The 26,866-nt window shown below is 64.0% G+C and carries 27 protein-coding genes and 1 tRNA gene; 11 read left to right on the forward strand and 17 right to left on the reverse strand.

All coding sequences use genetic code 11. The features are described 5' to 3' along the window. Positions 1-460 precede the first annotated feature (460 nt). Together ACVWY5_RS04195 and trxB are read right to left on the reverse strand one after the other, a co-directional pair. Positions 461-1,381 carry a LysR family transcriptional regulator gene (locus ACVWY5_RS04195; RefSeq protein ID WP_026192264.1) on the reverse strand — a complete coding sequence of 307 codons (921 nt, stop codon included), beginning with the start codon at positions 1,379-1,381 and terminating at the stop codon, positions 461-463. A 2-nt stretch (positions 1,382-1,383) separates the two neighbouring features. Continuing rightward, on the reverse strand, positions 1,384-2,349 hold the full coding sequence (gene trxB / locus ACVWY5_RS04200) for a thioredoxin-disulfide reductase (protein ID WP_028333105.1): 966 nt from the start codon (positions 2,347-2,349) through the stop codon (positions 1,384-1,386). Positions 2,350-2,631: 282 nt separating this feature from the next. Here trxB and ACVWY5_RS04205 point away from each other — a divergent pair, with 282 nt between their 5' ends. Next, entirely contained in the window at positions 2,632-3,111 is a 480-nt protein-coding gene (locus ACVWY5_RS04205) for an Lrp/AsnC family transcriptional regulator (RefSeq protein ID WP_028333106.1), read from the forward strand. A gap of 8 nt (positions 3,112-3,119) precedes the next feature. Here the strand turns inward: ACVWY5_RS04205 and ACVWY5_RS04210 are convergent, their stop codons facing one another. From ACVWY5_RS04210 to ACVWY5_RS04240, 7 genes are all read right to left on the reverse strand, one after another. Next, positions 3,120-3,566: a DoxX family protein gene (locus ACVWY5_RS04210; protein WP_050384260.1), complete on the reverse strand. Its 447-nt coding sequence runs from the start codon at positions 3,564-3,566 to the stop codon at positions 3,120-3,122. Between the two features lie 208 nt (positions 3,567-3,774). Next, positions 3,775-4,179: a DoxX family protein gene (locus ACVWY5_RS04215; protein ID WP_152977537.1), complete on the reverse strand. Its 405-nt coding sequence runs from the start codon at positions 4,177-4,179 to the stop codon at positions 3,775-3,777. Positions 4,180-4,276: 97 nt separating this feature from the next. Continuing rightward, the gene (locus ACVWY5_RS04220; protein ID WP_028333108.1) at positions 4,277-4,681 is read right to left on the reverse strand and encodes a DoxX family protein; all 405 of its coding nucleotides are present in this window, start codon (positions 4,679-4,681) and stop codon (positions 4,277-4,279) included. Between the two features lie 164 nt (positions 4,682-4,845). Further along, complete coding sequence (greA, locus tag ACVWY5_RS04225) at positions 4,846-5,319, reverse strand: transcription elongation factor GreA (protein WP_018269816.1); 474 nt, start codon at positions 5,317-5,319, stop codon at positions 4,846-4,848. 197 nt (positions 5,320-5,516) lie between these two features. After that, positions 5,517-8,981 (reverse strand): carbamoyl-phosphate synthase large subunit, encoded by a 3,465-nt coding sequence (carB, locus tag ACVWY5_RS04230; protein WP_028333109.1) that lies wholly within the window; start codon positions 8,979-8,981, stop codon positions 5,517-5,519. A gap of 324 nt (positions 8,982-9,305) precedes the next feature. After that, a tRNA-OTHER gene (locus ACVWY5_RS04235) sits at positions 9,306-9,381 on the reverse strand. 77 nt (positions 9,382-9,458) lie between these two features. Beyond that, a complete protein-coding gene (locus ACVWY5_RS04240) occupies positions 9,459-10,148 on the reverse strand; it encodes a class I SAM-dependent methyltransferase (protein WP_028333110.1) in 690 nt (229 codons plus the stop codon). A gap of 123 nt (positions 10,149-10,271) precedes the next feature. Here ACVWY5_RS04240 and ACVWY5_RS04245 point away from each other — a divergent pair, with 123 nt between their 5' ends. After that, the gene (locus ACVWY5_RS04245) at positions 10,272-10,799 is read left to right on the forward strand and encodes a Dps family protein (protein ID WP_028333111.1); all 528 of its coding nucleotides are present in this window, start codon (positions 10,272-10,274) and stop codon (positions 10,797-10,799) included. Positions 10,800-10,802: 3 nt separating this feature from the next. Here ACVWY5_RS04245 and ACVWY5_RS04250 read toward each other — a convergent pair whose 3' ends face one another. From ACVWY5_RS04250 to carA, 4 genes are all read right to left on the reverse strand, one after another. Continuing rightward, the gene (locus ACVWY5_RS04250; protein WP_028333112.1) at positions 10,803-11,324 is read right to left on the reverse strand and encodes a cupin domain-containing protein; all 522 of its coding nucleotides are present in this window, start codon (positions 11,322-11,324) and stop codon (positions 10,803-10,805) included. A 71-nt stretch (positions 11,325-11,395) separates the two neighbouring features. Further along, positions 11,396-12,496, reverse strand: coding sequence for a mandelate racemase/muconate lactonizing enzyme family protein (locus tag ACVWY5_RS04255; protein WP_080666992.1), 1,101 nt, complete (start codon positions 12,494-12,496; stop codon positions 11,396-11,398). 123 nt (positions 12,497-12,619) lie between these two features. Then, the gene (locus ACVWY5_RS04260; protein WP_028333114.1) at positions 12,620-13,117 is read right to left on the reverse strand and encodes a PaaI family thioesterase; all 498 of its coding nucleotides are present in this window, start codon (positions 13,115-13,117) and stop codon (positions 12,620-12,622) included. Positions 13,118-13,261: 144 nt separating this feature from the next. Next, positions 13,262-14,455: a glutamine-hydrolyzing carbamoyl-phosphate synthase small subunit gene (gene carA / locus ACVWY5_RS04265; protein ID WP_028333115.1), complete on the reverse strand. Its 1,194-nt coding sequence runs from the start codon at positions 14,453-14,455 to the stop codon at positions 13,262-13,264. Between the two features lie 160 nt (positions 14,456-14,615). Here carA and ACVWY5_RS04270 point away from each other — a divergent pair, with 160 nt between their 5' ends. The 5 genes from ACVWY5_RS04270 to ACVWY5_RS04290 all read left to right on the forward strand — a co-directional run bounded on the left by ACVWY5_RS04270 (position 14,616) and on the right by ACVWY5_RS04290 (position 20,063). Continuing rightward, entirely contained in the window at positions 14,616-15,317 is a 702-nt protein-coding gene (locus ACVWY5_RS04270; RefSeq protein WP_028333116.1) for an alpha/beta fold hydrolase, read from the forward strand. Positions 15,318-15,430: 113 nt separating this feature from the next. Then, entirely contained in the window at positions 15,431-15,886 is a 456-nt protein-coding gene (locus ACVWY5_RS04275; RefSeq protein ID WP_028333117.1) for a GatB/YqeY domain-containing protein, read from the forward strand. A gap of 119 nt (positions 15,887-16,005) precedes the next feature. Next, positions 16,006-16,623, forward strand: a complete 618-nt coding sequence (folE, locus tag ACVWY5_RS04280) for a GTP cyclohydrolase I FolE (protein WP_028333118.1) — start codon at positions 16,006-16,008, stop codon at positions 16,621-16,623. 27 nt (positions 16,624-16,650) lie between these two features. Next, positions 16,651-18,171: an FAD-dependent oxidoreductase gene (locus ACVWY5_RS04285; protein ID WP_028333119.1), complete on the forward strand. Its 1,521-nt coding sequence runs from the start codon at positions 16,651-16,653 to the stop codon at positions 18,169-18,171. 281 nt (positions 18,172-18,452) lie between these two features. Beyond that, positions 18,453-20,063, forward strand: coding sequence for an acyl-CoA synthetase (locus ACVWY5_RS04290; RefSeq protein WP_028333120.1), 1,611 nt, complete (start codon positions 18,453-18,455; stop codon positions 20,061-20,063). Between the two features lie 164 nt (positions 20,064-20,227). Here the strand turns inward: ACVWY5_RS04290 and ACVWY5_RS04295 are convergent, their stop codons facing one another. Genes ACVWY5_RS04295 through ACVWY5_RS04310 form a run of 4 tightly spaced genes read right to left on the reverse strand, consistent with a single transcriptional unit; the run spans position 20,228 to position 22,007 of the window. Continuing rightward, complete coding sequence (locus tag ACVWY5_RS04295; RefSeq protein WP_028333121.1) at positions 20,228-20,743, reverse strand: SRPBCC family protein; 516 nt, start codon at positions 20,741-20,743, stop codon at positions 20,228-20,230. Positions 20,744-20,775: 32 nt separating this feature from the next. Next, complete coding sequence (locus ACVWY5_RS04300) at positions 20,776-21,243, reverse strand: SRPBCC family protein (RefSeq protein ID WP_028333122.1); 468 nt, start codon at positions 21,241-21,243, stop codon at positions 20,776-20,778. Then, positions 21,236-21,700 (reverse strand): SRPBCC family protein, encoded by a 465-nt coding sequence (locus ACVWY5_RS04305; protein WP_028333123.1) that lies wholly within the window; start codon positions 21,698-21,700, stop codon positions 21,236-21,238. The genes ACVWY5_RS04300 and ACVWY5_RS04305 overlap by 8 nt, the downstream gene beginning before the upstream one ends. Further along, the gene (locus ACVWY5_RS04310; protein ID WP_028333124.1) at positions 21,693-22,007 is read right to left on the reverse strand and encodes an ArsR/SmtB family transcription factor; all 315 of its coding nucleotides are present in this window, start codon (positions 22,005-22,007) and stop codon (positions 21,693-21,695) included. The genes ACVWY5_RS04305 and ACVWY5_RS04310 overlap by 8 nt, the downstream gene beginning before the upstream one ends. Positions 22,008-22,127: 120 nt before the next feature. On the opposite strand from ACVWY5_RS04310, the gene ACVWY5_RS04315 reads away from it, so the two are divergent. The 4 genes from ACVWY5_RS04315 (at position 22,128) to ACVWY5_RS04330 (ending at position 26,853) form a co-directional block, all read left to right on the forward strand. Then, on the forward strand, positions 22,128-23,567 hold the full coding sequence (locus tag ACVWY5_RS04315; RefSeq protein WP_028333125.1) for an LVIVD repeat-containing protein: 1,440 nt from the start codon (positions 22,128-22,130) through the stop codon (positions 23,565-23,567). Positions 23,568-23,574: 7 nt separating this feature from the next. Further along, positions 23,575-24,117 carry a hypothetical protein gene (locus ACVWY5_RS04320; RefSeq protein WP_028333126.1) on the forward strand — a complete coding sequence of 181 codons (543 nt, stop codon included), beginning with the start codon at positions 23,575-23,577 and terminating at the stop codon, positions 24,115-24,117. A gap of 183 nt (positions 24,118-24,300) precedes the next feature. Then, entirely contained in the window at positions 24,301-24,918 is a 618-nt protein-coding gene (locus ACVWY5_RS04325; protein WP_028333127.1) for a LysE family translocator, read from the forward strand. Between the two features lie 219 nt (positions 24,919-25,137). After that, on the forward strand, positions 25,138-26,853 hold the full coding sequence (locus ACVWY5_RS04330; RefSeq protein WP_321177532.1) for an adenylate/guanylate cyclase domain-containing protein: 1,716 nt from the start codon (positions 25,138-25,140) through the stop codon (positions 26,851-26,853). The last annotated feature ends 13 nt before the right edge of the window (positions 26,854-26,866 follow it).

Genomic DNA, 26,866 nt, shown 5'->3' on the forward strand with positions numbered 1-26,866 from the left:
CGGGATCGGTTTGAATGCGAAGGTGATCTTATCGCGCGCGATCTCGTGTCCCCGGGAGGGGAGCTTTTTTCGACGACAGAACGGCGCACGAAGTCGTGATCATGGGACAATGATGCTGCACTGCGAGGTTGTTGTCAATGCACATGCTGATCGGCGCGTGCGGCGCGTTTTGCGCATGACGTGGAGGTGAAAGGGCACGGCGATGAAAAAAAGCCGGGCTCAAGTGAGCCCGGCTTAAGGTATTGGCCACGTGAGGCCGACACAATCACCTTCCAAGAGGGATTACTGAACTTCCGCGCCACTGGAGGAGGGGGACATATGCGCGACGCGAACGCTCAGCGTGTAAGCAATATGATCCCCATCGACGGCCTGCAGCAACTATCCAGGTCGCATGTCAGTCATGCGGAGACCGGGGGCAGCACGGATATCCCTATAAACCAGCCCTATAAGGGCGGCTTAATCACGACGGCCAGCGCTGCGCCTTGCTGACCACGAAGTCGCGGAACACCTGCACCCGAGCCACCGTCTTCAGCTCTTCCGGATAGACGAAGTAGGTGTCGAGCGCGATCGAGTCGGACTCGCCGAACAGCTGCACGAGGTTGTTCTGTTCGACCAGATAGTCCGGCAGCGCGGCGATGCCGAGGCCCTGCTGGCAGGCGCGCACGAGGCCAAGGATGTTGTTGACCTTGAAGTAGGGCTCGCGCGGACCGGAGCCGTTGCGGCCGGCATCGATCAGCCAGCTGCGGTTCTGCAGATGCGCCGGCACCTGCGAGTCGCCGAGCATGATGATGCGGTGCGAGTCGAGATCATCGAGCGTGCGCGGCGTGCCGAAGCGCTTGATGTATTCCGGCGAGCAATAGGCATGGAAGCCGATCGAGAACAGCTTGCGCTGGATCAGGTCCGGCTGGGTCGGCTTGCGGGTGCGGATCGCGACGTCGGCCTCGCGCATCGAGAGGTCGAGATCCTCGTCGGTGACGATCAGCGAGATCCGGATGTCGGGATAGAGCGCGGTGAACTCGTCGAGCCGCGGGATCAGCCAGTTGATGCCGAGCGCCGGCGGCGTCGTGATCTTGAGGTCGCCGCTCGGCCGCTCGCGGCTGTCGGTGAGCTTTGCGCGGGCCGCCTGCAGCTGCATGAACACGTCATGCGCGGTGCGGAACAGGAGGTCGCCCTGTTCGGTGAGGATCAGGCCGCGGGCGTGGCGGTGAAACAGCGACACCGAGAGCTCCTGCTCCAGCGCGCTGACCTGGCGGGAGACCGCCGATTGCGACAGGCCAAGCTGTTCGCCGGCATGCGTGAAGCTGCCGGCCTCCGCCGCTGCGTGAAAGACCTTCAGCTTGTCCCAATCCATATCCGTAAATCCGTCGCGAGATCGTGCCATGATTATTCCGCCGCTGCGCGATCGCTCGCGCGAAGAGCCAGGAAGCGTTCCGCCTCGAGCGCAGCCATGCAGCCGAGGCCGGCGGCGGTGACCGCCTGCCGGAAGGTTTCATCCGCCACGTCGCCCGCGGCGAACAGGCCGGGCATCGAGGTCGCGGTGGAGTTCGGCGCCACCTCGACATAGCCCGACGGTTTCAATTTGATCTGGCCTTTGACGAGCTCCGTCGCCGGCGCATGGCCGATCGCGATGAAGACGCCGTCGGTTTTGAGGTTCGTGTGCGAGCCGGTCTTGACGTTCTTCAGCCGCACATGGGTGACCTTGTTCGGGTTCTCCGATCCGCAGATCTCGTCGATCGCCGAGTCCCACACCACCTTGATCTTGGGATGCTTGAACAGCCGTTCCTGCAGGATGCGCTCGGCGCGGAAATGATCGCGGCGATGCACGATGGTGACCTGGGAGGCGTGATTGGTCAGGTACAGCGCCTCCTCGACCGCGGTGTTGCCGCCGCCGACCACCACGACTTCCTTGCCGCGGTAGAAGAAGCCATCGCAGGTCGCGCAGGCCGACACGCCGCCGCCCTGGAACTTCTCTTCCGAGGGCAGGCCGAGCCAGCGCGCCTGGGCGCCGGTGGCGAGGATCACGGTCTCGGCGAGATAGATGTCGCCGGAATCGCAGGTCAGGCGAAAGGGGCGCTGGCCGAGTTCCAGCTTGTTGACGAGATCGGTGACGATCTTGGTGCCGACATGGGCCGCCTGCTTCTCCATCTGCTCCATCAGCCAGGGGCCCTGGATCACATCGGCGAAGCCGGGATAGTTCTCGACGTCGGTGGTGATGGTGAGCTGCCCGCCCGGCTGGATGCCCTGGATCAGCACCGGCTCGAGCATCGCGCGTGCCGCGTAGATCGCTGCGGTGTAGCCGGCGGGGCCGGACCCGATGATGACGACCTTGGCGTGGACAGGCGCGGGCATTAGCTGATCCCTCTCTTCTGGGGACTTTGACGGGGACTTGTGTGGGAAGCACCCCGGAAGCAGGTCACGGCGGTGCTAAAAGTGTCAAATCCAAGTCTAGGATATCTGGGAAGCTATGCAAGATTTGCAATCCATGGCAGCGATTTTTCCCCGGAACTGAAGTCACATTCGCGAAATCGTGCGCTGCACGCGCAATAAAATTGCGCAACGCCGGTTGGCTGCGCTATGAGAGTTGCCGGCGGACCCGCCAAGCCTTCCAAACCCCTAGGGAACTGTAGTCGCGTGTCGAAGAACCTTGACGAGATCGACCTCAAAATCCTCGCCGAGATCCAGGCCGATGGCCGAATCACCAATGTGGAACTGGCCAAACGCGTCGGTATCTCGCCGCCGCCCTGCCTGCGCAGGGTCCGGGCGCTGGAGGAGGAAGGCTACATCCAGGGATACCGCGGCCTGCTCGATCCGCGCCGCCTCGGCTACGACGTCACGGTGTTCGCCTCGGTGCATCTGTCGAGCCAGGCCGACGCCGACCTCCGCGCCTTCGAGAATTTCGTGCGCGCCGAGCCGCTGGTGCGGGAATGCTGGATGCTGTCGGGTGAAGTCGATTTCATCCTCAAATGCGTCGCCCCCGACATGGCGACGTTCCAGGATTTCGTCACCCATCTGACGGCGGCGCCGCATGTGCGCAACGTCAGGACGTCACTGGTGCTGCACAATTCGAAATATGAGGCCGCGGTGCCGCTGGGCGTGAAGGTGGCGGGCTGAGGTTTGCGCTATTCCGCAGCTTGTCTGAAGTGCGGCTCCTCATCGCGCGAAGCGCGCCAGATCGCCGTGTCTACGCTCACCGGCCCACCGCCTGCCGTTGCGAGGTAAAGACAGGCAAAGCAGAACAGGATTGCAGCTGTTCCGCCGTTGTTGAGCGGCAGAAGCACCGGCTCGCCGGTCTTCAGCATATGGCCGAGGAAGTAGGCGAAGGCCATTTCACCCGAAAGGATGAAGGCAGATATCCGCGAGAGCAGTCCGATCATCAAGAGCGCGCCGAGCACCAGTTCAAGCCAGCCCGCAGCCTGGATCAACGGCGGGATGTTAGCGAAGTACGCGAGCGCCGGAAACTTGAAGATTTTTGCAACGCCGTACTGGAACAGGAGCAGGCCGGTGATGAACCGGAACAGGCTCAAGAGATACGGCTGAAAGCTCGCCGCAAGTCGGTCCACATTCATTGCGCTCTCCACCATTAGTCCCCAGCGTCAACAATGGCGGAGCTGTTTGGTTCAAGGGGTTGCGAGATCGCGAGACCGCAACCTCCTCACAATTTCGTGGATACATGCGCGGGGCGCATCTTCGCCCTCTTCGTTGCGCGCCGGCGGAATGGAACTCGCGCTGCCTGCTGCAGGTCCGTCATGTCAGCACGCTTCTGCCGTTGGCGTGCTATGGCCTGCGCTTTCGCAAGGCCTCGAGGCCGAGCGGTCCGCCGCCTGCCGCGGCGAGGTAGAGGCAGACGAAGCAGAACAGTATCGCAAGCGTGCCGTCGCTAAGCAGCGGAAAGAAGCTGACAGGCGCGTGCTCGATGAAATAGGCGAATGCCATCTCGCCGGAGAGGATGAAGGCAACGATCCGGGTGAACAGGCCCAGCATCAGCATCCCGCCGAGCACCAGTTCGAACATGCCGGCGATACCGAACAGCGAGAACGGCGTCACCTGCGCGAACATCTCGACATGCGGAAACTTGAACAACTTGGCGACACCGAACTGGAAGAGCAACAGCCCGGTGATGAAACGGAGAATGCTCAGCAAAACGGGCTGAGCGGTTGCGCTGAGGCGGTCCAGGTCCATGCTATCCTCCAAAATGATAATGCGCGCCGTTGCCGGCGCGCATTATGGAGAACGAGGCGACGCTGTCACGCCCTCCGCGTGCAATTCATTCGGAGCGCTATGCGGTCTTGCCTTCGCGGATCGTGTCCAGGCTCAACGGGCCGGGGCCGGCGAACATGAAATAGAGGAAGACGAAGCAGTAGACCGCGGCGAGCTCGCCTCCGTTCAGGATCGGATAGAAGCTCTTGCCCGCGTGTGCCATGAAATAGGCGACTGCCGTGAAGCCCGCGAGGATGAACGCAACCGGACGCGTAAACAGACCAAGGATGAACAGCGCGCCGCCGACAAGCTCGATCAGTCCGCCGACGCCCATCAGCGAACCGATTTCGACGTTGGCAAACATCGGAACGGTCGGAAAGTGGAGAATCTTCGCGGTGCCGTGCTGCAGCAGGCTGAGCCCGACGTAGATGCGAAGGATGCTGAGAAGGCTTGGCGAATATCGCGCAGCCAAAGTGCTGATCATGTTGCTGGGTCCCCAGATAGTTATGCTCTATAACCATTCCGGGGCCGATTCATTAACAAGTTAATCAGCGTTGCCAAGTCACAATCGTGTCAGCGCATATCCCGTGCAGCAAAAAAGCCGCGTTGGAAAACGCGGCTCCTTTGTAGCTCCGGCTTAGGCTAAAACTACCGCCACTCGACCTTGGTGATCTCGTAGGCCTTGGCGCCGCCCGGCGCCATCACCTCGACGGTGGTCCCCTTCTTCTTGCCGATCAGCGCGCGCGCGAGCGGCGAGGTGATGGAGATGCGGCCCTTCTTGGCGTCGGCCTCGACTTCGCCGACGATCTGCCACACCGCCTTCTTCTCGGTGTCCTCATCGATCAGCGTCACGGTCGCGCCGAACTTGATGGTGTCGCCCGACAGTTTCGAAATGTCGATGATGTCGGCGCGCGCGAGCTTGTCCTCGAGCTCGGCGATGCGGCCCTCGTTGTGCGATTGCTCTTCCTTGGCGGCGTGATACTCGGCGTTCTCCGAGAGATCGCCGTGCGAGCGCGCTTCCGCGATGTGTTCGATGATGCGCGGACGATCCACCGATTGGCGATGCTTCAACTCGTCCGTCAGCGCGGCGTATCCGCCCGCGGTCATCGGAACCTTATCCATCATCTTCGTCCTTCATCGCGCGCGCCCGGCGGCCGTGCACGAATATCCAGTTCAGCTAACGCAGGAATCAGGGCGCCAACGCGCCCGGAAGCCCAGTGATATTCGGCCCCGCTAAGGGCCGTGACAACATCCAATCGCGCGGTGAGTTCCAGCCATTCGGCTAATTGACCGCTTCGGGTCTTCAGCCCGGGCAGCGGTCAGCTTTCGGAAAAGTAACTCTGAAGCGTGCGGACCTCAAGGTCCCCGGCCCGATAGGCCCGGATTCCCCGTGCGGCCGCCACCGCGCCCGAAAGAGTGGTGTAATATGGCACTTTATGCAAGAGGGCAGCCCGCCGCAGCGAGCGGCTGTCGGCCAGCGCCTGCGGACCTTCGGTGGTATTGAAGACCAGCTGGACGTCGCCATTGGTGATGGCGTCGACGATGTGCGGACGGCCTTCGAGCACCTTGTTCACCTTTTCCGTCGGCACGCCGTTGTCGCTGAGGTAGCGCTGCGTGCCCGAAGTTGCCATCACCTTGAAGCCGAGCGAGTGCAACAGCCGCACCGCATCCGCGATGCGCATCTTGTCGTCACCGCGCACCGAGACGAACACCGTGCCCTGCCGCGGCACGCGCGTGCCGCCGCCGAGCTGGCTCTTCGCGAACGCGACCTCGAAGGAGCGGTCGATGCCCATCACTTCGCCGGTCGAACGCATCTCCGGTCCGAGCACGGTATCGACGCCGGGGAAACGCGCAAACGGGAATACCGACTCCTTCACGCCGACATGGCCGAGCTTCTTCTTCTTCAGCTTGAAGTCGGCGAGCTTTTCGCCGGCCATGATCCGCGCCGCGATCTTGGCGACCGGCGTGCCGATCACCTTGGCGACGAACGGCACGGTGCGGGATGCGCGCGGGTTGACCTCGAGCACGTAGATCTCGCCGTCCTTGATCGCGTATTGCACGTTCATCAGGCCGACCACGTCGAGCCCGAGCGCGAGCTCGCGGGTCTGCCGCTCCAGCTCCTCGATGGTCTTGGCGTCGAGCGAATGCGGCGGCAGCGAGCAGGCGGAGTCGCCGGAATGGATGCCGGCTTCCTCGATGTGCTCCATGATGCCGACGATGAAGGTGTCCTTGCCGTCGCAGAGGCAGTCGACGTCGACTTCGGTCGCGTCGGACAGATAGCGGTCGAATAGCAGCGGGTTCTTGCCGAGCACGGTGTTGATCTGCCCGGTCTTGTCGTTCGGGTAGCGCGCCTTGATGTCGGCGGGCACCAGCTCGGGCAGTGTTCCCAGCAGGTAGTCGTTGAGCTGGTTCTCCTCGCGGATGATCTGCATCGCGCGGCCGCCGAGCACGTAGGACGGACGCACCACCAGCGGCAGGTCGAGATCGGCGGCGACCAGGCGGGCCTGCTCGACCGAATAGGCGATGCCGTTCTTCGGCTGCTTGAGGCGCAGCTTGTCGAGCACGCGCTTGAAGCGGTCGCGGTCCTCGGCGAGGTCGATCGCATCGGGCGAGGTGCCGAGGATCGGCACTTCGGCGGCTTCGAGCGCGCGGGCAAGCTTCAGCGGGGTCTGGCCGCCGAACTGCACGATCACGCCGTGCAGCGTGCCGTTCTTGCGCTCGGTCGCGATGATCTCCAGCACGTCCTCGGCCGTCAGCGGCTCGAAATACAGCCGGTCGGCGGTGTCGTAGTCGGTCGATACCGTTTCCGGGTTGCAGTTGACCATGATGGTCTCGTAGCCGGCGTCCTCGAGCGCGAAGCAGGCGTGGCAGCAGCAATAGTCGAACTCGATGCCCTGGCCGATGCGGTTCGGCCCGCCGCCGAGGATGATCACCTTCTTGCGGTCCGACGGCGCGCTCTCGTCGGCAAATTCGCCGGCGAACGGCCGCTCATAGGTCGAATACATGTAGGCGGTCGGCGAAGCGAACTCCGCCGCGCAGGTATCGATGCGCTTGAACACCGGGCGCACCCCGAGCGCGTGGCGCTTGGCGGTAACGTCGGCCTCGGTGGTCTCCGTGAGCACGGCGAGCCGCGCGTCCGAGAAGCCCATCGCCTTCAGCATCCGCATCGCGAACGCATTGGTCGGCAGGCCGCTGCTGCGGATCTTGCCTTCCATCTCGACGATGGCGCGCAGTTCGGCGAGGAACCAGGGATCGATCTTGCAGGAATTGAAGATATCCTCGTTGGACCAGCCGAGCCGCATCGCCTGCGCGACCTGCAGCAGGCGGTTCGGCGTCGGCGTGCCGAGCGCCGCGCGGATCGCATTCTTGTCGTCGCTGCGGCCGAGGCCCTCGATGTCGATCTCGTCGAGGCCGGTCAACCCGGTCTCGAGCCCGCGCAGGGCCTTCTGCAGGCTCTCCTGGAAGGTGCGGCCGATCGCCATCACCTCGCCGACCGACTTCATCGAGGTGGTCAGCGTGGAGGAGGCGCCGGGGAATTTCTCGAACGCAAAGCGCGGAATCTTGGTGACGACGTAGTCGATCGTCGGCTCGAACGAGGCCGGCGTCGCGCCGCCGGTGATGTCGTTGGCGATCTCGTCGAGCGTGTAGCCGATCGCAAGCTTGGCGGCGACCTTGGCGATCGGGAAGCCGGTGGCCTTCGAGGCCAGCGCCGACGAACGCGACACGCGGGGATTCATCTCGATCACGACCATGCGGCCGTCGTCCGGATTGATGCCGAACTGCACGTTGGAGCCGCCGGTCTCGACCCCGATCTCGCGCAGCACCGCAATCGATGCGTCGCGCATGATCTGGTATTCCTTGTCGGTGAGCGTCAGCGCCGGCGCCACCGTGATCGAATCGCCGGTGTGCACGCCCATCGGATCGACGTTCTCGATCGAGCAGATGATGATGCAATTGTCCTTCTTGTCGCGCACCACCTCCATCTCGAACTCTTTCCAGCCGAGAACGGATTCCTCGATCAGCACCTCGTTGGTCGGCGAGGCGTCGAGGCCGCGCTCGATGATGTCGAGATATTCTTCCTTGTTGTAGGCGATGCCGCCGCCGGTGCCGCCGAGCGTGAAGGAGGGGCGGATGATCGCGGGCAGGCCGATGTCGGACAGCGCCATCAGCGCTTCGGCCAAGGCCTGCTGCTGGTAGCGCTTGCGCCGCTCGTTCTCGCCGCCTTCCCACTGCCGTTCGAAGGCTTCGAGTTCGGGGCCGGACAGCTTGGCCTGATCGGCGAGGTACTTGTCGCGGTCGGACTTCTTCAGCGCCGACGCATTGGCGAGCCGCGACCTCGGCGTCTGCAGCCCGATCTTCTCCATGGCGTCGCGAAACAGCTGGCGGTCTTCGGCCTTGTCGATGGCGTCGGCGGTGGCGCCGATCATCTCGACGTCGAACTTCTCCAGCGTACCCTGCTTGCGCAGCGACAGCGCGCAGTTCAGCGCGGTCTGGCCGCCCATGGTCGGCAGCAGCGCGAAGCCGCCGGGCACGACGTGGCGTTCCTTTTCGATGATCTTGGCGACGATTTCGGGCGTGATCGGCTCGATATAGGTCGCATCCGCCAGCTCCGGGTCGGTCATGATCGTCGCCGGGTTGGAATTGACCAGGACGATCCGATAGCCCTCTTCCTTGAGCGTCTTGCAGGCCTGCGTGCCGGAATAGTCGAACTCGCAGGCTTGGCCGATCACGATGGGACCGGCGCCGATGATCAGGATGGTGGAGATGTCGGTTCTTTTGGGCATCAGCTCTCGCGGACTGGAATTTAGGCACAAAAAAAGGGCGCGCTTCCCGCGCGTCCCTCGAGCCATGCGCTACATGTTGTAGCACCGGAAGCGCGATCCCTCGCGCGCGGGTGGTCTTTAGACCAGTTTCCGCACCCGCGAAACCCCCAAAAACGCGCAATCAACCGCGATTCTGGGGGAAAATCCGTATTCGGCATATGCCCGGTTGGGGGTGCTCGGGATGTGGGGAGGGGCTACCGGCCCGGCTTCGCGCTGCGGGCTACGCCGTGGCAGCCTTCGCTACGAGAAGGCCTGCCGGGCCGAAGCTGCGTCAGCAGCGAAGGCTGGAGGCCCGGCCTGGATTTGAACCAGGATAAACAGTGTTGCACCACTGCCGCGTCGAAGCTTCCGCCACCGGGCCGAGCGGATCATTGCTGATTATTTCAGTGGCCGCCACGTTTACTGGTGGGTAACGTTAATAGCCGGCGCAACCTGGGATCAGTGGTGCGCCACGAACGTCATCCGCCACGGATTGTGCCCGATGTTGCGCGGCGCGCGCGTAGCGCTGAACCCGGCGGCGCCCAGCTTCGCGATCATCTCGTCCTCGCGGTAGCGCTGCAGTCCGATCCTGGTGCGAAGCTGGCGGTAGTCGGACAGGGCGGTTGAAGCCAGCCCGACCAGCGCATCGCGCAGGAAGCCGTGGGTCGCGGCGAAGCGCAGCAGGGCCACGACATCCCTCGCCATCCCGACTTCGGGCCGCAGGATATCGCCGAGCACGAACCGGCCCGTGGGCTTCAGCAGGCGGTGGATCACGTCGAACGCGGAATCGAGCTCCTGCGGCGTCATGTATTGCGCCACCGAGTTCATCACCACGAGGTCGATCGAGTCCGCGTCCATGTGCTTGAGGTCATCGAGCGAGCGGACACGGATTCGGGTGTCGGGCGCAAAGCGCGCGACCAGACGGCCGCGTACGCCGGGCGCCGGCTCCGCCAGATAGAGCTGGGCGCAGGCATTGGCGACCTTCGCCGCCGACAGCGCCTCGCCGCAGGCATAGTCGAGCACCACGGCATCCGGCGAAGCGATGTAGCCGATGATGTCGTTTGCGATGATCTGGAAATGCAGGTCACGGTGCAGTCGGCTCGCATAGATCGTATGCGTGGAATCGTAATAATCGATCCATTCATCCATCGCGTTTGGTATCCGGCAGAACGGGTTCCTGGCCTCAGGAACGGGTGGGCTGATGATGCGTTAGCGGTCCGGCGGCCAATGTTCAATGCGCCGAAATACGGGTTCCTAACAGGAAGGTCCAACGTGAGCAAAGCCAAGACTGACAAGATCTCGCCCGATCTCGACACGCCGAGCGACCTGCCGCAGGCTGCGGTGGACACGATCTCGGTCTCGCTCAACACGCTTCTGGCTGACGCCTTCGCGCTCTACCTGAAGACCAAGAATTTCCATTGGCATGTCAGCGGCCGGCATTTCCATGATTACCATTTGTTGCTGGACGAGCAATCGGAGGCGATCTTTGCGACCACCGACCAGCTCGCCGAGCGGGTGCGCAAGCTTGGCGGCGCGACGCTGAAGTCGATCGGCGATATCGCCAAGCATCAGACCATCAAGGACAATGACGACGATTATGTGCCGCCGCGCGAAATGCTGCGCGAGTTGATGGAAGACAACAAGCACATGGCGGCTGCGATGCGCAAGGCGCACAAGCTGGCTGACGAGCAGGAGGACTCCGGCACCGCAGGCCTGCTCGAAACCTTCATCGACGAAACCGAGCGTCGTACCTGGTTCCTGTTCGAGGCCAGCCGCCAGGAAGGCAGCAACGCGGCGTAGGCGTCAGCGCTTCCACAGCCGCACCAGCGGCCCGTCCTTGCCCATCACCGGATCGGTCGCGGGGATCGCGACCTGTGGGATCGTCTTCAGCGCCATGGCGTGGTTCTCCGGCGTCGGCCGCTGCAGATCCATCGGCGGGCCCGGCGGATAGGCGCCGACCACGCAGAAATCGTCGCTCGCCGACAGGCATTGATGTCCGGTGCCGGCCGGCAGGATCGCGACGTCGCCTGCCGCGATCTCCAGCGCCCGCCCATGGTCGCCGCCGAACTGCACGCGCGCGCGGCCGCGCGCGACGCCCAGCACCTCGTGCACGGTGGCGTGGTAATGCGCGAAGTCGTAGACGCCGTTGCGCCACATCGCGCCCCAGCCGTTCTTGCCGAACAGCTGCTCGATGATGGCCTCGGGATTGCTGCTGACGTCGACGGTGGCCTGGTAGACCAGGAACGGCATCGGGTTGTTCGGCACCAGGCCGTCGTCCTGGAAAACGATGGTCAAGGGTTCGATATCGGTACGGACGACCGACATGGTGGCTCTCCAGCGCTGCGAGGTGCCGTGGTCTCCAGACCAACAAACCGTCGGTCCGCAAACCGTTCCAGCTAGATTTTGAACTTCAACACGTCTTCCTTGAATTTGAGCCCGTGCCCGGGCCGCTCCGGCGCGGTGATCATGCCGTTGGCGATCTCGGGCGGGTCGACCCAGAGATCGTCGATCAGCGCCATGTTCTCGCACCAGATGCCGTTCGGAATCGAAGCCAAGAGGTGCACATTGAGTTCGGGAAACAGATGCGGCGCGATGGTGATGCCGAACGTGTCCGCGAGCGCCGCGATCTTGCGCAGGTCGGTCATGCCGCCGCGCATCGGGTCGGGTTGCAGGATCGGCAGGCAGGGATTGAGAAAGAACGGCCGCAGATCGTAGCGCGTGAAATGCGTCTCGCCGCCGACGACGCGCATGTCGAGCGCCGCCGCGATGCGCTGGTAACCGGCGAAATCATCGGCCGGCACCGGCTCCTCGAGCCAGTAGATGTCGTACTTCTCGAACTTGCGTCCCATCTCGATGGCGACATCGGCGCTCCAGCCCATGTTGACGTCGATCATGATGTCGATGTCGGGCCCGAGCGCCTCGCGCATGCGGCGCACATTGTCGAGGTCCTGCGCCGGCGTGTGGACGTGCGCGACCTGCATCTTGATCGCCTTGTAGCCCTGCTTTACGAAATGCAGCGCCTTCTCGATCATCCCGTCGCCGCCGGCACCCCGGAAGCAGCCGGAACCATAGATCGGGATTTCCGAGCGATAGTGTCCCCACAGCCGGTGCAGCGGCAGGCCGGCCCGTTTCCCCACCGCGTCCCACAGCGCGATGTCGAGCGCCGACATGGCCATCGCGGCGATGCCGCCGCGGCCATAGGTCATCGTCGCCGTCCACAGATCGCGCCAGATCGCCTCGATCGCGGTGGCGTCCTTGCCGATGACGCGCGGGATGATGCATTCCTCGAGACAGGCCGCGATCGACTTCATCGCCGGCTTGAACACAAACAGATAGCCCATGCCGGTGACACCGCCGGACGTCTCGACGTCGCAGATCAGAATGTCGCGCGTCGCGCCGAGCGCCGCGCCTTTCAGCCAGGGATCGTCGGCCCAGGGCAGCCGCAGCATCGTCACGCGGATGTCGCGGATGGTCATGTCTGAATGGGCTGAAATCATCGGCGTTCCTTTCCAGGCCGGATCATGTTTGCCTGATCTCGGACAGGGAAACTCAATCACAGAGCGCAGGCCGCGATCCAGCGCGCTTCGTCATGCCTCCAATGCGCGAAGACGCGATTGCCTTCAGGTCGTCTTGGGCAACTCGAACACCATGCAGGTCGTTGTGGCGTGCGCGAGCAGCTTGCCCTTGCCGTCGGTAATCCGCGCTTCCGCGGTCGCAGCCCGGCGCCCGGCGTTGAGCACGTGGCCCTCGGTGCGGATTTTGCCGGTGTCCTGGCTCATGCCGCGAACGAAGGAGATCTTGAACTCCAGCGTGGTGTAGCCAAAGCCCTGCGGCAGCATGGTCTGGACCGCAAGCCCCATCGCGGAATCCAAGAGAATCGCGGCGTAGCCGCCATGCACCGAGCCGATCGGGTTGTAGTGGCGCAGGCCCGGGATGCTGTGGATCACCACATGGCCGGTCTCGGCGGAGCAGTCGAACGGCTCGACATTCTCCATGATCGGCGGCTCCGGCAGGGTCCGGGCGAAGATGCCGCGCACGAAGTCGAGCCCGGACATCGATGCCATCACCGCCATCGAGGAGACGCCGTAGACGGGCTTCGGGGTGGTGGGGACGGTCATGTCGGCATTTCCCGTGATCTGATGCGAAGGCGCGTTGTCCATCGGTGCTCACAGCACAGTCCGTCATGCCCGGACTTGATCCGGGCATCCATCTTTCTTCGAGGGATGGAATGCCGGGTCAAGCCCGGCAATGACGATCGGGCTCTAAGCCGCGCGCTTGTTCTTCCGCATCAGATCGGCAAAGCGCTGGAACAGGTAGTGCGAGTCGCGCGGGCCGGGCGAGGCTTCCGGGTGATATTGCACCGAGAATACCGGCTTGCCCTCGAGTGCGATGCCGCAATTGGAGCCGTCGAACAGCGAGATATGGGTCTGAGTCGCACCTTTCGGCAGCGTCGCCTGGTCCACGGCAAAACCGTGGTTCATCGAGGTGATCTCGACCTTGCCGGTGGTCCCGTCCTTGACCGGATGGTTGGCGCCGTGATGGCCCTGATGCATCTTCATGGTCTTGGCCCCGACGGCAAGGCCAAGCATCTGATGGCCGAGGCAGATGCCGAAGGTCGGCGTCCCCGACGCGATCACCTTCTGGATGACGGGCACGGCATATTTGCCGGTGGCGGCCGGATCGCCGGGGCCGTTCGACAGGAACACGCCGTCCGGCTTCATCGCCAGGATGTCTTCGGCGGCGGTCGTCGCCGGCACCACGGTCACCTTGGCGCCGACGCCGGCGAGCAGGCGCAGGATGTTGCGCTTGATGCCGTAGTCGATCGCGACCACGTTGAATTCCGGCGCGGTTTGCTGGCCGAAACCGTTGCCCCACACCCAGGGCGTCTCGTCCCAGGTGAAGCGCTGGCCGGAGGTGACCATCGGCACCAGGTCCATGCCCTCGAGGCCGGGCCATTCGCGGGCTTCTTCCTTCAGGCCGTGCAGGTCGAACTCGCCGTTTCTGGCGTGCGCGATCACCGCATTGGGCATGCCCTTGGAGCGGATCAGCGCGGTCAGCGCGCGGGTGTCGATGCCGGACAGGCCGATGATGCCGCGCGCCTTCAACCACTGGTCGAGGTGCTTGGTGGCCCGGTAATTCGAGGGATCAGTGATCGCCGAGCGCAGGATCACGCCGCGCGCGCCGGGCGTCGCCGCCATGTTCACCGTCTCGATGTCTTCCTCGTTGGTACCGACATTGCCGATATGCGGGAAGGTGAAGGTGATGATCTGGCCGGCATAGGACGGATCGGTGAGGATCTCCTCATAGCCGGTCATCGCGGTGTTGAAGCAGACCTCGCCGACGGCGTGGCCTTCCGCGCCGAGACCGAAGCCTTCCAGCACGGTACCATCGGCGAGCACAAGGAGCGCGGTCGGTTTATGGTCCGGCCAGGCGGGAGCGTTTTCGGATGTTGTCATGAGCCCTTTAAATAGACGGCGCACCCTGCGGCGTCAAAGCGAAAGGGCACGGATTCACACGGCAATACCGGCCGATTTGACAGGCCCGAACGGCCTTTTAATCTAAAGTTCCCTGAAGCGGCCGTTTGCTTGCCGAAAATGACCCGTCCGGAGCTCCCGCATGGATAATACGATGCCGATCCTGCTCGTCCCGGGCCTCATCTGCTCGCCGCGGATTTTCGCCCCGGTCATCCCGGCGCTGTGGCGATGCGGGCCGGTGACGGTCGCCAACCATGTCAGGGACGACAATATGGGGGCGATCGCCCGCCGGATCCTGGCCGAGGCGCCGCCGCGCTTTGCGCTCGCCGGGCACTCGATGGGCGGCTACATCGCCTTCGAGATCATGCGGCAGGCGCCGGACCGGGTTGCGAAGCTGGCGCTGATGAGCACCCAGGCGCGGGCCGATACGCCGGAAGCGACCGCGCGTCGCCGCAGCATGATCGAGCGTGCCAGAACCGGCCAATATCGCAGCGTGGTCGACGAGCTTTATCCGGGCTTCGTGCATCCGTCGCGGCAGGGCGATGCAAGCCTGCGCCGGATCGTCGACGACATGAGCGAGGACGTTGGCGCCGAGGCCTTCATCCGCCAGCAGAACGCGGTGCTCAGCCGGCCGGATTCGCGGCCGAGCATGGCCTGGATCAAGTGCCCGACCTTGGTGCTGACGTCGGATACCGATAACACCGTGCCGAATTCGCTGTCGGACGAGATGGCTAACGGCATTCCCGGCGCAAAACTTGTGGTGCTCGCCAATTGCGGTCACCTGCCGCAGCTGGAACAGCCGCAGGCCTGCGCCGATGCGCTGGTCGAATGGCTGAGGAACTAAAGCGTTTTCAAGCGAAGTGGACACCGGTTCGCGCCGGAAAACGCGGCAAACAAGAGTTGTTCTGCCGCTGCAAACTGCCTAGATGAGGGGATTGCTGGTTCAAGGACAACGAAATGCTGCGCGACGACATCAATACTGCGGTCAAGGAAGCGATGAAGGCAAAGGACGAGCGCAAGCTGTCCACGCTGCGCATGGTCAATTCGACCATCAAGAACGCCGACATCGACGCGCGCGGACAGGGCAAGCCGCCTCTCTCCGATGCCGACCTGCTCGGCCTGCTGCAGAAGATGATCAAGCAGCGCCAGGAGTCGGTCGAACTCTATGACAAGGGCGGCCGCGCCGAGCTCGCGGCCCAGGAGCGCGAGGAGATCGCCGTGATCTCGGCGTACCTGCCGAAGCAGATGTCCGATGACGACGTGAAGGCCGCGATCTCGGCGATCATCGCCGAGACGGGTGCCGCCGGCATCAAGGACATGGGCAAGGTGATCGGCGCGCTGAAGGCGAAATACGCCGGCCAGATGGATTTCGGGAAGGCCAGCGGCCTGGTGAAGGCGGCGCTGACGGGCTAGCCGTTCGTCCCGGCTGGCTTGCGGCGCAAAGTGCCGCGAGCCGAATTGCGGGAACCTTTCTGCTGACGGAGCATCTGACGGGCATGACCTCGCGATGACTCCGCAAAGGAAAGGCCCCGATGAACCCGATTGTGCATGCGCTGGATCGTGCTAGAGCCGCTCAAACCGAATCCGACAAGCCGACCCGGGCCGAAGTCGAGGCCGCAGTCCGCACCATCATCCGCTGGACCGGCGACGATCCCGAGCGGGATGGTCTGCTTGAAACTCCGGCGCGTGTGACGCGTTCGTTCGAGGAATTCTTTGCGGGTTACGACCAACGTCCCGCGGAGATCCTGGAAAAGACCTTCGAGGAGATCGAAGGCTACGACGAAATGATTGCTCTGCGGGGCATCCGCTTCGAGAGCCATTGCGAGCATCATATGGCGCCGATCATCGGTCAGGCCTGGGTTGCCTACATCCCGAACGGCCGCGTGGTCGGCATCAGCAAGCTGGCACGGGTGGTCGACATCTATGCCAGGCGTTTGCAGATCCAGGAGAAGATGACGGCGCAGATCGCCAACACCATCAACGACGTCTTGAAGCCTCAGGGCGTGGGCGTCATCATCAAGGCGTCGCATCACTGCATGACGACCCGCGGCGTGCACAAGCCGGATACCGATCTCGTGACCAGCCGCATGCTGGGTTGCTTTCGCGACAATGCGCTAACCCGCCAGGAATTCCTCGGCATAGCGGTTTAGAGCGTCACAGGGCGATGGAGGAATGATATGGCCGATCAGCAAGCTCCTTCCGGTCCGGATCTGACACAAGGCGTTGCCCTCTCCGACTTCACGGGCGCGATATTGCTCGGCCATGTCGGCGACGAGGACGTGCTGCTGGTGCGCTCGGGGGCGGATATCTTCGCCATCGACGCGCATTGCAGCCATTACCACGGTCCGCTCGCCGAAGGCCTCCTTGAGGGCGAGACCGTCCATTGCCCCTGGCATCACGCCTGCTTCGATATTCGCACCGGTGAAGCGATCGCCGCGCCCGCCTTCAACGCGCTCGCTGTCTGGAAGGTCGAGCGCGAGGGCGATCGCGTCGTCGTGCGCGAGAAGCGCGCGCAGCCGAAACTCCGCGTCAAGGGCCCGGTCGATGCGCCCGGCAGGATCGTGATTGTCGGCGGCGGCGGAGCAGGGTTCGCCGCCGCCGAGATGCTGCGGCGGCAGGACTATCGCGGCAGCATCGTCATGTTGAGCGGCGAGGCCGCGGCGCCGGTGGATCGTCCGAACCTGTCGAAGGACTTCCTCGCCGGCAGCGCGCCGGAAGACTGGCTGCCGCTGAAACCGGACGATTTCTATCGTGATGCGGCGATCGATCTCAGGCTCAGGACCGAGGTCAAGTCGATCGATACCGGCCGCCGCAATGTCGTGCTCGCCGGCGGCGAAACGATTCCGTATGACCGGCTGCTGCTGGCGACCGGCGCGGAGCCGGTGCGGCTGCCGATCCCGGGCGCGGATCAGCCCCACGTTCACGTGTTGCGCACCGTCGACGATTGCCGGGCAATCATCGCCTCGGCCAGCGGAGCGCGCCGCGCGGTTGTGATCGGTGCGAGCTTCATCGGCCTCGAGGTGGCGGCCTCGCTCCGCGCGCGGGAAATCGAGGTCCACGTGGTCGGGCTGGAACAGCGGCCGATGGAGCGCGTGCTCGGGCCTGAGATGGGCGATTTCGTCCGCGCGCTGCACGAAGAGCATGGTGTCGTATTCCACCTCGGCGACACGGTGACTGCGATCGAGGGCAAGCGCGCCCGCCTGAAGAGCGGGCCAGTGCTCGATGCCGATCTCGTCGTGGTCGGTGTCGGCGTGAAGCCGCGGCTGGCGCTGGCGGAAGCGGCCGGGCTCGCGATCGATCGCGGCGTGACAGTCGATGCCTATCTCGAGACCAGTGTTCCCGGCATTTATGCGGCCGGCGATATCGCGCGCTGGCCCGATCCGCACAGCGGCGAGACGATCCGGGTCGAGCATTGGGTGGTGGCGGGGCGCCAGGGCCAGACCGCCGCGCGGAATATGCTTGGGCAGCGCGAGGTGTTCGACGCGGTGCCGTTCTTCTGGAGCCAGCATTACGACGTGCCGATCAACTATGTCGGCCATGCCGAGCAGTGGGACGAGATCGCGGTGGATGGCAGCATCGCCGGCAGGGATTGCGTGCTGCGCTACAAGCGCGGCGGGCGCGTGCTCGCGGTCGCATCGATCTATCGCGACCTCGATAGCCTCAACGCCGAGGTCGCAATGGAGCGGGCGTCAGCCTGACGGCTTTCTCCTCGAGGATGTTCGGAGCCCGGATGCAGCGAAGCGAAATCCGGGTGAGTCTGTCCACTCGATGAGAACCCCGGATTGCGCGGAGCCTGTCATCGGGCGCGCGGTCGCGCGACCCGTTGGCTCCATCCGGGCTACGCATTCTTCAACCGGGCATCACATTCTTCGTCAGCCCGGGCTTGTCCCGGGCATCGACGTCTTTACAATCTGCCACGGCAAGGCGCGGATGGCAGGGAAAAGCCCGGCCATGACGAGGGACGGAAGCAACACACACCATGCTCAAGGAAGCCGCTACTTACGACGAGCTCTATCGCAACTTTCGCTGGGACGTTCCCGCGCGCTTCAACATGGCGACCGCGTGCTGCGACCGCCATGCCGACGGCACCGGGCGGCTCGCCCTGGTCTATGTCGACGAGGATGGCGGCACCACGCGCACCTCGTTTGACGAGGTCGCGGACGCCTCGCGCCGCTTCGCCAATGTGCTGACCGCCGACGGGCTGGTGCGCGGCGACCGCGTCGCGGTGTTCCTGTCGCAATCGCTCGAACTGCCGGTCGCGCATCTCGCGGCGTTTCGCGCAGCGATGATCTCAATCCCGCTGTTTGCGCTGTTCGGCGAGGACGCGCTCGAATTCCGCCTGTCGAATTCTGCTGCCAAGGCCGTGATCACCGATGAAGCGGGCTGGGAGAAGATCGCGAAAATCCGCGATCGCCTGCCCGAGTTGAAGAGCGTCTATATCGTCGGCGAAAAGACGCCGGCGGGGACGAAACCGTTCTGGAGCGCGATCAAGTCGGCGTCTCCGGAATTTGCGACCGTCGACACCTCGGCCGACGATCCCGCGCTGATCATCTACACGTCCGGTACCACGGGCAACCCGAAGGGCGCGCTGCACGCGCATCGTGTCGTGCTCGGCCATCTGCCCAATGTCGAGATGTGCCACAACTTCCTGCCGAGGCCCGGCGACCTGATGTGGACGCCGGCCGACTGGGCCTGGATCGGCGGCCTGATCAACGGCCTGTTCGCATTCTGGTACCACGGCATCCCGATGGTCGGTCACCGCGCCCGCAAGTTCGAGCCGCAGGCGGCGATGCAGATGATGGCCGAGCTCGGCATCCGCAACGTGTTCCTGCCGCCGACCGCGCTGAAGCTGATGCGGCAGGCCAATGTGAAGAATTCCGGTGTCAGGCTGCGCAGCATCTTCACCGGCGGCGAGTCGCTCGGCGGCGAATTGCTGGATTGGGTGCGCGACACCTTCGGCATCGACGCCCATGAGGTGTTCGGCCAGACCGAATGCAATCTCGTGATCGGCAGCAATTCCAACCTGTTTCCGATCCGCCCGGGCTCGATGGGCCGCGCCACGCCGGGCTTCGACGTCCGCATCGTCAACGAGAAGGGCGAGGAGCTGTCGCGGGGCCAGCGCGGCATCATCGGCGTGCGCCAGCCGTGCCCCTGCACCATGATCGAGTACTGGCGCAATCCGGAAGCGACCGCGAAGAAATACGCCGGCGAATTCCTGCTGACCGGCGATCTCGGCGTGCAGGATCAGGACGGCTATTTCTGGTACGTCAGCCGCGAGGACGACGTCATCACCACGGCCGGTTATCGCGTCGGCCCGTCCGAGATCGAGCACACGCTGATGAAGCATCCGGCGGTTGCGATGTCGGCGGTGGTCGGCATCCCCGATCCGATCCGCACCGAATCGATCAAGGCCTGGATCGTGCTGCGGCCGGGCTACGCGCCGGGCGATGCCCTGGCGCGCGAGATCCAGGAGTTCGTCAAGGTCCAGCTCGCCGCCCACGAGTATCCGCGCTTCGTGCAGTTCGCCGACAGCCTGCCGATGACGGCGACGGGCAAGGTGCTGCGGCGGGAGCTGAGGGCGCTGGGCTAGATTCTCTCCGCTGTCGTCCCGGGCAAGCGAAGCGCGACCCGGGATCCATAACCACAGGATGCAGTTGTTACGTGACGCTGTAAGTCCAGCGAACTTCGCACGCAAAGCGGTGGTTATGGGTCCCTGCTTTCGCAGGGACGACAACGGAGTATGGAACGACTGCCTCACGTCGGCATCGGGATTCCCAATTCCTTCAGCGCGGCCATCATGCGCGCTGGCGGCTGCATCGGGATCGCCATGGCCTTGCCGGTCTCCACGAGGCTCTTCAGACTGGAGAGGATCGCCGGCCAGCCGGTGCGGCCGCCTGTGAGAATGTCGTCGCTGATCGGACGGTCATGCGATTGCAAGAGCGTCAGCTTCACGCCGTCGCCGGCCGGCTCGATCTCCCAGGTGACGAGCGTCGGCCCGAGCTTTTCGACCAGCTGCGGCCAGTTGACGTTGAAGGTGACCGTCAGCCGCTTCAGCGGATCGCACTCGATCACCTCGCCGGAGATGTGCAGCGCGCCGTCGGGCGTCCGCACGACGTAGGCGCCGCCGATTCGAAGGTCGACCTCGACCGCGTTGCCGGAGAAATACTGCCGGCTGAATTCGGCAGTCGTCAAAGCCTGCCACACCTTCTCGGGCGTGGCGGCGATGTAGATCGCGTAGACGATTGCCGGTTTGAATTTCTCGATGTTCATGTCTGTACGCACCCGTCGATAGATTTTCATTGTCATTCGAAGCCGTCGATCCCGAGCGCGGCCGGCGGGATCGTGACCGCCTTGCCGGTCTCGAGCAGGCTCTTGAGTCCCGACAGGATCGCCGGCCAGCCCTTGGAGATGCCGTCGAGCAGCTTGCTCCCCGCACCGAAGCCCTCATGGGTCACGGTCAGCTTCACGATCTTGCCATGGGCTTCGAGCGTGAAGACCACCTTGGTTACCGGCTCCTTGCGCATGTCCTCGTCGAGCACGTGCTTGAAGGTGTAGGCGAGGCGCCGCGGCCGGTCGGCCTCGAGGATCTCGCCGGTGTCGGTGGTCTTGCCGCCCATCACCAGCGCGAGCGGCGAGCCGACCTTCCAGTCCGATTGCAGCTCGGTGTCGAACCAGTATTGCCGCGTGAACGCGCTCTTGGTCAGCGCGTCCCACAGCTTGTCCGGCGTGGTCTCGATGTAGGTGACGTAGGCGAATTCGGGCTTAGGCATGGTAGGCCTCCCTGGCGCCGCTGGTGAGCAGGTCGGCCGGCAATTCGCGTCCGGTCTCGAGGAAGCTCTTCAGGCTTGCGATCACCATCGGCCAGCCGCCGGAGATGTCGCGCAGCGTCTTCGGGCCGAGATTGTTGTGCGTCACGGTCAGCTTGACGACCGTGCCGTGCGGTTCGATGTCGAAGGACACGCGCGAGACCTGTTCGCGCTCGGCGCCTTCCTTCACCACATCCCAGCTGTAGGCGAGCTTTTTCGAGGGATCGGCGATCAGCACCTCGCCCTGCACGCTGCGGCGGCCGTCCTTGGTGAGAGAATAAAGCGAGCCGACCTTCCAGTCGGAGCTGACGCGATAGCCGAACCAGAAGCGTTCGGTGAAGTCGCTCGATGTCAACGCGTGCCACAGCTTGTCGGCGGTGGTCTCGATATAGGTGACGTAGACGTAGTCCGGTTTACTCATCACGCTTCTCCAATTGTCTTTTCAACTCACTCAGCGCGGCGAGTTTCCCGCGCTCGAACTTCCTGATCCACCGCTCGCCGATCTGATGGATCGGAACCGGGTTGAGATAGTGCAACTTCTCGCGGCCATGCCTGATCGTGGTGACGAGGTTGGCCTCCTCGAGAATCACAAGGTGCTTGGTGACGGCCTGACGCGTCATGTCGAGGCCGTCGCAGAGCTCACCGAGCGTCTGCCCGTTCTGATCGTGAAGCCGGTCAAGCAGCGTTCGCCGTGAGGCATCCGCGAGGGCTTTGAAGACTTCATCCATGGGCAGGATAATAGGCAACCAAATGGTTGCATGTCAAGAGCGTGTGTTTTGGCATCGGCAGCGCCGTGCTAGCCTCGCCGGCAGCCAACGCAGATTGGCGTGGAACATTGGGTGGTGCGCATGGGCGGTCGCGTTACGGCAGTTTGCTGCACGTTGGTTCTTGTCCTGCTCGCGAATAATGCGAGCGCCCAGCAGAAGATCGGAGATCCGCCCGAAACCTCCAACATGAGGCTGGTTGGAACCAACGATTTGCAGACGCGTAGCGCCTATCAGCCGACCATCCATCATCAGGGCGACAGATGGATCGCCTATATCGGTCATCACGGCGGCACCGACGACATTCCCGATCCCGTCAACCCGATGACCGGCAAGGCCGAGCCGAACGGCACCTCGATCGTCGACGTCACCGATCCCGCGCACCCGAAATATCTGCGGCACATTCCCGGACAGGAAGGCAAATACGAATCCGGCGGCGCGCAGATGGTGCGGATCTGCGACGGCAAGGATCTGCCGAAGGGCGATCGCAACGCGGTCTACATGCTGCGCACCTTCGGCAGCGAGGCGCATGAGATCTGGAACGTCGCCGATCCCGCCAATCCGGCGTTCGTCACCCGGATCGGCGGGCTGAAGGACACGCACAAGAGTTTTTGGGAATGCGGCACCGGCATTGCCTACCTGGTGTCGGGCGCGCCGGACTGGCGCACGCGGCGCATGACACAGGTCTATGATCTCTCCGATCCCGCGCATCCCGTAAAGATCAGGGACTTCGGCCTGCCCGGGCAGGAGCCGGGCGCGACCGGCGCGGTGCCGACCGAACTGCACGGGCCGATCTCGACCGGGCCAACGGGCAACCGCGTCTATTTCGGCTATGGTACCAACAAGGGCGGTTTCCTGCAGATCGTCGACCGCGACAAGCTGTTGAACGGACCGAAGGAGCCGACCCCGGACAATCTGAAATTCCCGGAGATCGCGCGGATGCCGCTGTCCGCCATGAACGGCGCGCATACGGTGTTTCCGCTGCCCGGTATGCCGATCGCGGAATTCGCCCATGACAAGGACGGTAAGACCCGCGACATCGTGATGATCGTCGACGAGGCGATCCAGAACGAATGCGGCGAGGCGCGCCAGATGGTGTGGTTCGCCGACGTCACCACCGAGGCGCGGCCGATGCTGATCTCGAGCTATACGGTGCCCGAGGCGTCCGGGGCGTTTTGCGAGCGCGGCGGCCGGTTCGGCTCGCATTCGTCGAACGAGAGCATGGCGCCGGTCTACTACAAGAAGCTGGCCTTCATCGCCTTCTTCAACGCCGGCGTCCGCGCGATCGACATCCGCGATCCCTATCATCCGAAGGAAGCGGGGTACTTCATTCCCTCCATCACGGCGGCGACCGACAAGCGCTGTGTCACCATCGACGGCAAGGACCGCTGCAAGGTCGCGATCCAGACCAACAATGTCGAGACCGACGAGCGCGGCTACATCTATGCGGTCGACCGCGCCAACACCGGCCTGCATATTCTCGAACTGACCGGCGCGGCGCGCGCCATCGCCGGTCTGCCGTGAGCGCGCGATGATGCGCTCCTGGCCGGTCATCGCGGCGATGGTCCTCGTGCTCGGCGGGCTCTCCGCAGTTGCGGGCTACGAGATGGCGCCGCCGCGCGGGGACGCGTGGCGCGAGATCGCCTGGCCGTTCCCGCGCGACGGCTGGCCTGCCGGCCGCGCCTTCCGTTGCGGCGCGGCGGAGTGCGGTGACGACGTCGAGGTTTATCTCAGGCCAAAACTCGGCTTCTGCAATTGCGACAGCGGCGTCGCCGATGACGACGAGGTCGACCGCGTCGCCGATGTCGACATGATCAGCCCGCGCTTCGTGCCGCTGAAGGCGGGCGATGTCGTCGATGTCGCGGACATGCCGGGGCGGATCAGGGTCTATGATATCGAGATGCCCAAGGGGAAGCGCATCGCGATCGGGATCGCGGTGTCACATCGCTGCGACCTGATGGCGGTCGCTGCGCAGGGCAGGGGAGATGCCGCAGGGGTGCAGCGGGCGACGTTGAAGTTTCTGGAATCGCGAGAGATCAGAGCATGGATGATTGTGGCAATGGAGGGACATTGAGGAGTCCGTCTCTCGCATGCGAAAAAGCGGGTGGCCCAATATTCCAGAGACGCTGATGCTTGGCTGACAGGCCGCGGCGTACGGATACCCCGCTTTCGCGGGGTATGACAGAGATGATCAGGAGCCGCTTCCTCTTCGCCCGTCCTATGTGCATAATTCAGTTTGAACGTCAGTGAGCTCCCCATGTCCCTGCAAGCCTATTTCGCCTTCGTCGCCGCCTGCATCGCGCTGGCGCTGCTGCCCGGTCCGATCGTCACGATGGTGATCGCCAACGGGCTGCGCTACGGCACGCGCGCCGCGCTCACCAATGTGCTCGGCGCGCAGGTCGGACTTGCGATCGTGATCGGCACCGTCGCGGTCGGGTTGACCTCGCTGATGGCGACGATGGGCTACTGGTTCGACTGGGTGCGCTTTGCCGGCGCCGCCTATCTGGTCTGGCTCGGCTTCAAGCTGATCCGCTCGCCGGTCGAGGGCGTCAGCACCGACGACACGCCGCCGCCGCCGCGCGGCGGCTTCTTCCTGCAGGGCTTTCTGGTGCTGCTTTCGAACCCGAAGGTGCTGGTGTTCTTCGGCGCCTTCATCCCGCAGTTCATGGATATGGACAAGCCGCACGTTCCGCAGGTGGCGCTGCTCGGCCTCACCTTCATGGCGACTGCTGTGCTGACCGACGCCGCCTACGCCTTGGCGGCCGGCCGCGCCCGCAAATTCTTCTCCAAGGAGCGGACCCGGCTGATGTCGCGCATATCAGGCGGCTTCATGATCGGCGGCGGCATCTGGCTGGCGCTGACCCGGGCGCGATAGACCCGCTGGGATAGCCTCAAGATCGTCGTTGACAAAGCCGCCGATTTCCAGCCTGGGCTGGCAGCGCAGACGTTTGCTCTAGCCCGGAGGCCGTCAGCCGTGCTTTGATCGGCGACGAAAATTAACCCCTCGTCTGGGGGCATGTCTTTGACCACCGATAGCTTGGATCGGCGTCTGGCAGCGGTTCTGGCGGCCGATATCGCCGGCTACAGCCGGCTGATGGGAATCGACGAGGAAGGCACTCTGGCCAAGCTGAAGTCGGTCAGGCGGGCGTTGCTGGATCCAGCGCTGGCGGCGCATCGCGGCCGTGTCGTCAAAACGACCGGCGACGGAATCCTCGTTGAATTCGCCAGCGCCGTCGACGCGGTGCGCAGTGCCGTCGAAGTGCAGCGCCGAATGGCCGATCAGAATGCTGCCGTGCCAACGGAACAGCGGCTCGAATTCCGAATCGGAATCCACGTCGGCGACATCATCTTTGATGACAACGACATCTTTGGCGACGGCGTCAACATCGCAGCGCGCCTCGAGGGGATTGCCGAGCCGGGTGGCGTCTGCATTTCCGATGACGTGCAACGGCACATTCGCGGCAAGGTCGATGCGACCTTCGAGGACATGGGGCCGCAGGTCCTGAAGAATATTGCCGAGCCTGTTCGTACATGGAGAGTTCGCGTCGGCGGCGCCTCCGCAGCGGCCGCGGTCGCGAAGCACGCGTTCACTGCTCCGGCTTCCCCACCCGCGCTTGCCGAGAAAGCCTCCATCGCGGTGCTGCCGTTCCAGAATATGAGCGGCGATCCGGAGCAGGAATACTTTGCCGACGGCGTCGTCGAGGACATCATTACCGCGCTGTCGCGCTTCAGATCGCTGTTTGTGATCGCGCGCAATTCAAGCTTCACCTACAAGGGAAAGTCCGTCGACATCAAGCAGGTCGGGCACGAGCTCGGTGTGCGATATGTGCTGGAGGGATCAGTGCGCAAGTCGAGCGGCCGCGTTCGGATCACCGCGCAACTGATCGAGGCTGGCAGCGGCACGCATCTCTGGGCGGACAGGTTCGACGGCGAACTGAGGGACGTGTTCGATCTGCAGGACCAGGTCACCGCGAATGTCGTCAGCATCATAGCTCCGAAGATCCAGCAGAGCGAAATCGAACGAGCCCGAACCAAGCCGACCGACCGTCTCGATAGCTACGATCTCTTTCTGAGAGGCATTGCGGCCTATGCAGATCGCTCCAGGTGGGGCGACGCCGAACTCGGCGAGTGGTTCAACAAGGCCTGCGCGCTCGATCCCAACTATGCGGCCGCTCAGGTCATGCTGGCCTATTCGTCGCTGCTGAAACAGACCACGCGCGGCACGCCTCTCGGCGCGCAGGAGTTGGCGAAGGCGCTGCAGATCGCCGGGCTCGCCTGCGCGCTGGCCAGCGACGATCCGTTCGTGCTGGCGCGCGCGGCTCACATGTTTGCCTATCTCGGCCACGACTACGATCGCGCCGAGACCATGATCGAAGAGGCGATCTCGCTCAATTCGAACGATGCTGCGGCGTGGGGATATCGCGGCTGGATTTCGCTCATGTGCGTCGAGCCGGCACGCGCGATCGAAAGTTTTGAGCACAGACTCCGGCTCAGCCCGATCGATCCCGGGCGGGCGTCCATGTGGAACGGAATCAGTTTCGCGCATTTCATGCTCGGTCAGTATGAGCAGGGCCGTGCGGCCGCCGCCAAGGCGCTGGTGATCGGCGAAGACGCACACACGCTCAGCGCGTTGATCATGAACGAAGTCGGCTTGGGGCGCCTTGACGAGGCGCGCGTCATCGCCGGCCGCCTGCTCAAACTGCGGCCCGATTTCCGCGCGTCCTACGCGCGGCAGAATTTTCCGACCAGGGCCGTCGAATGGGGCGACCGCATGGTCGCCGTGCTGTGTGAGGCCGGCATTCCGGCGTAGGAATTCCTGGATC

It is taken from the genome of Bradyrhizobium sp. USDA 3256 (assembly GCF_054058275.1).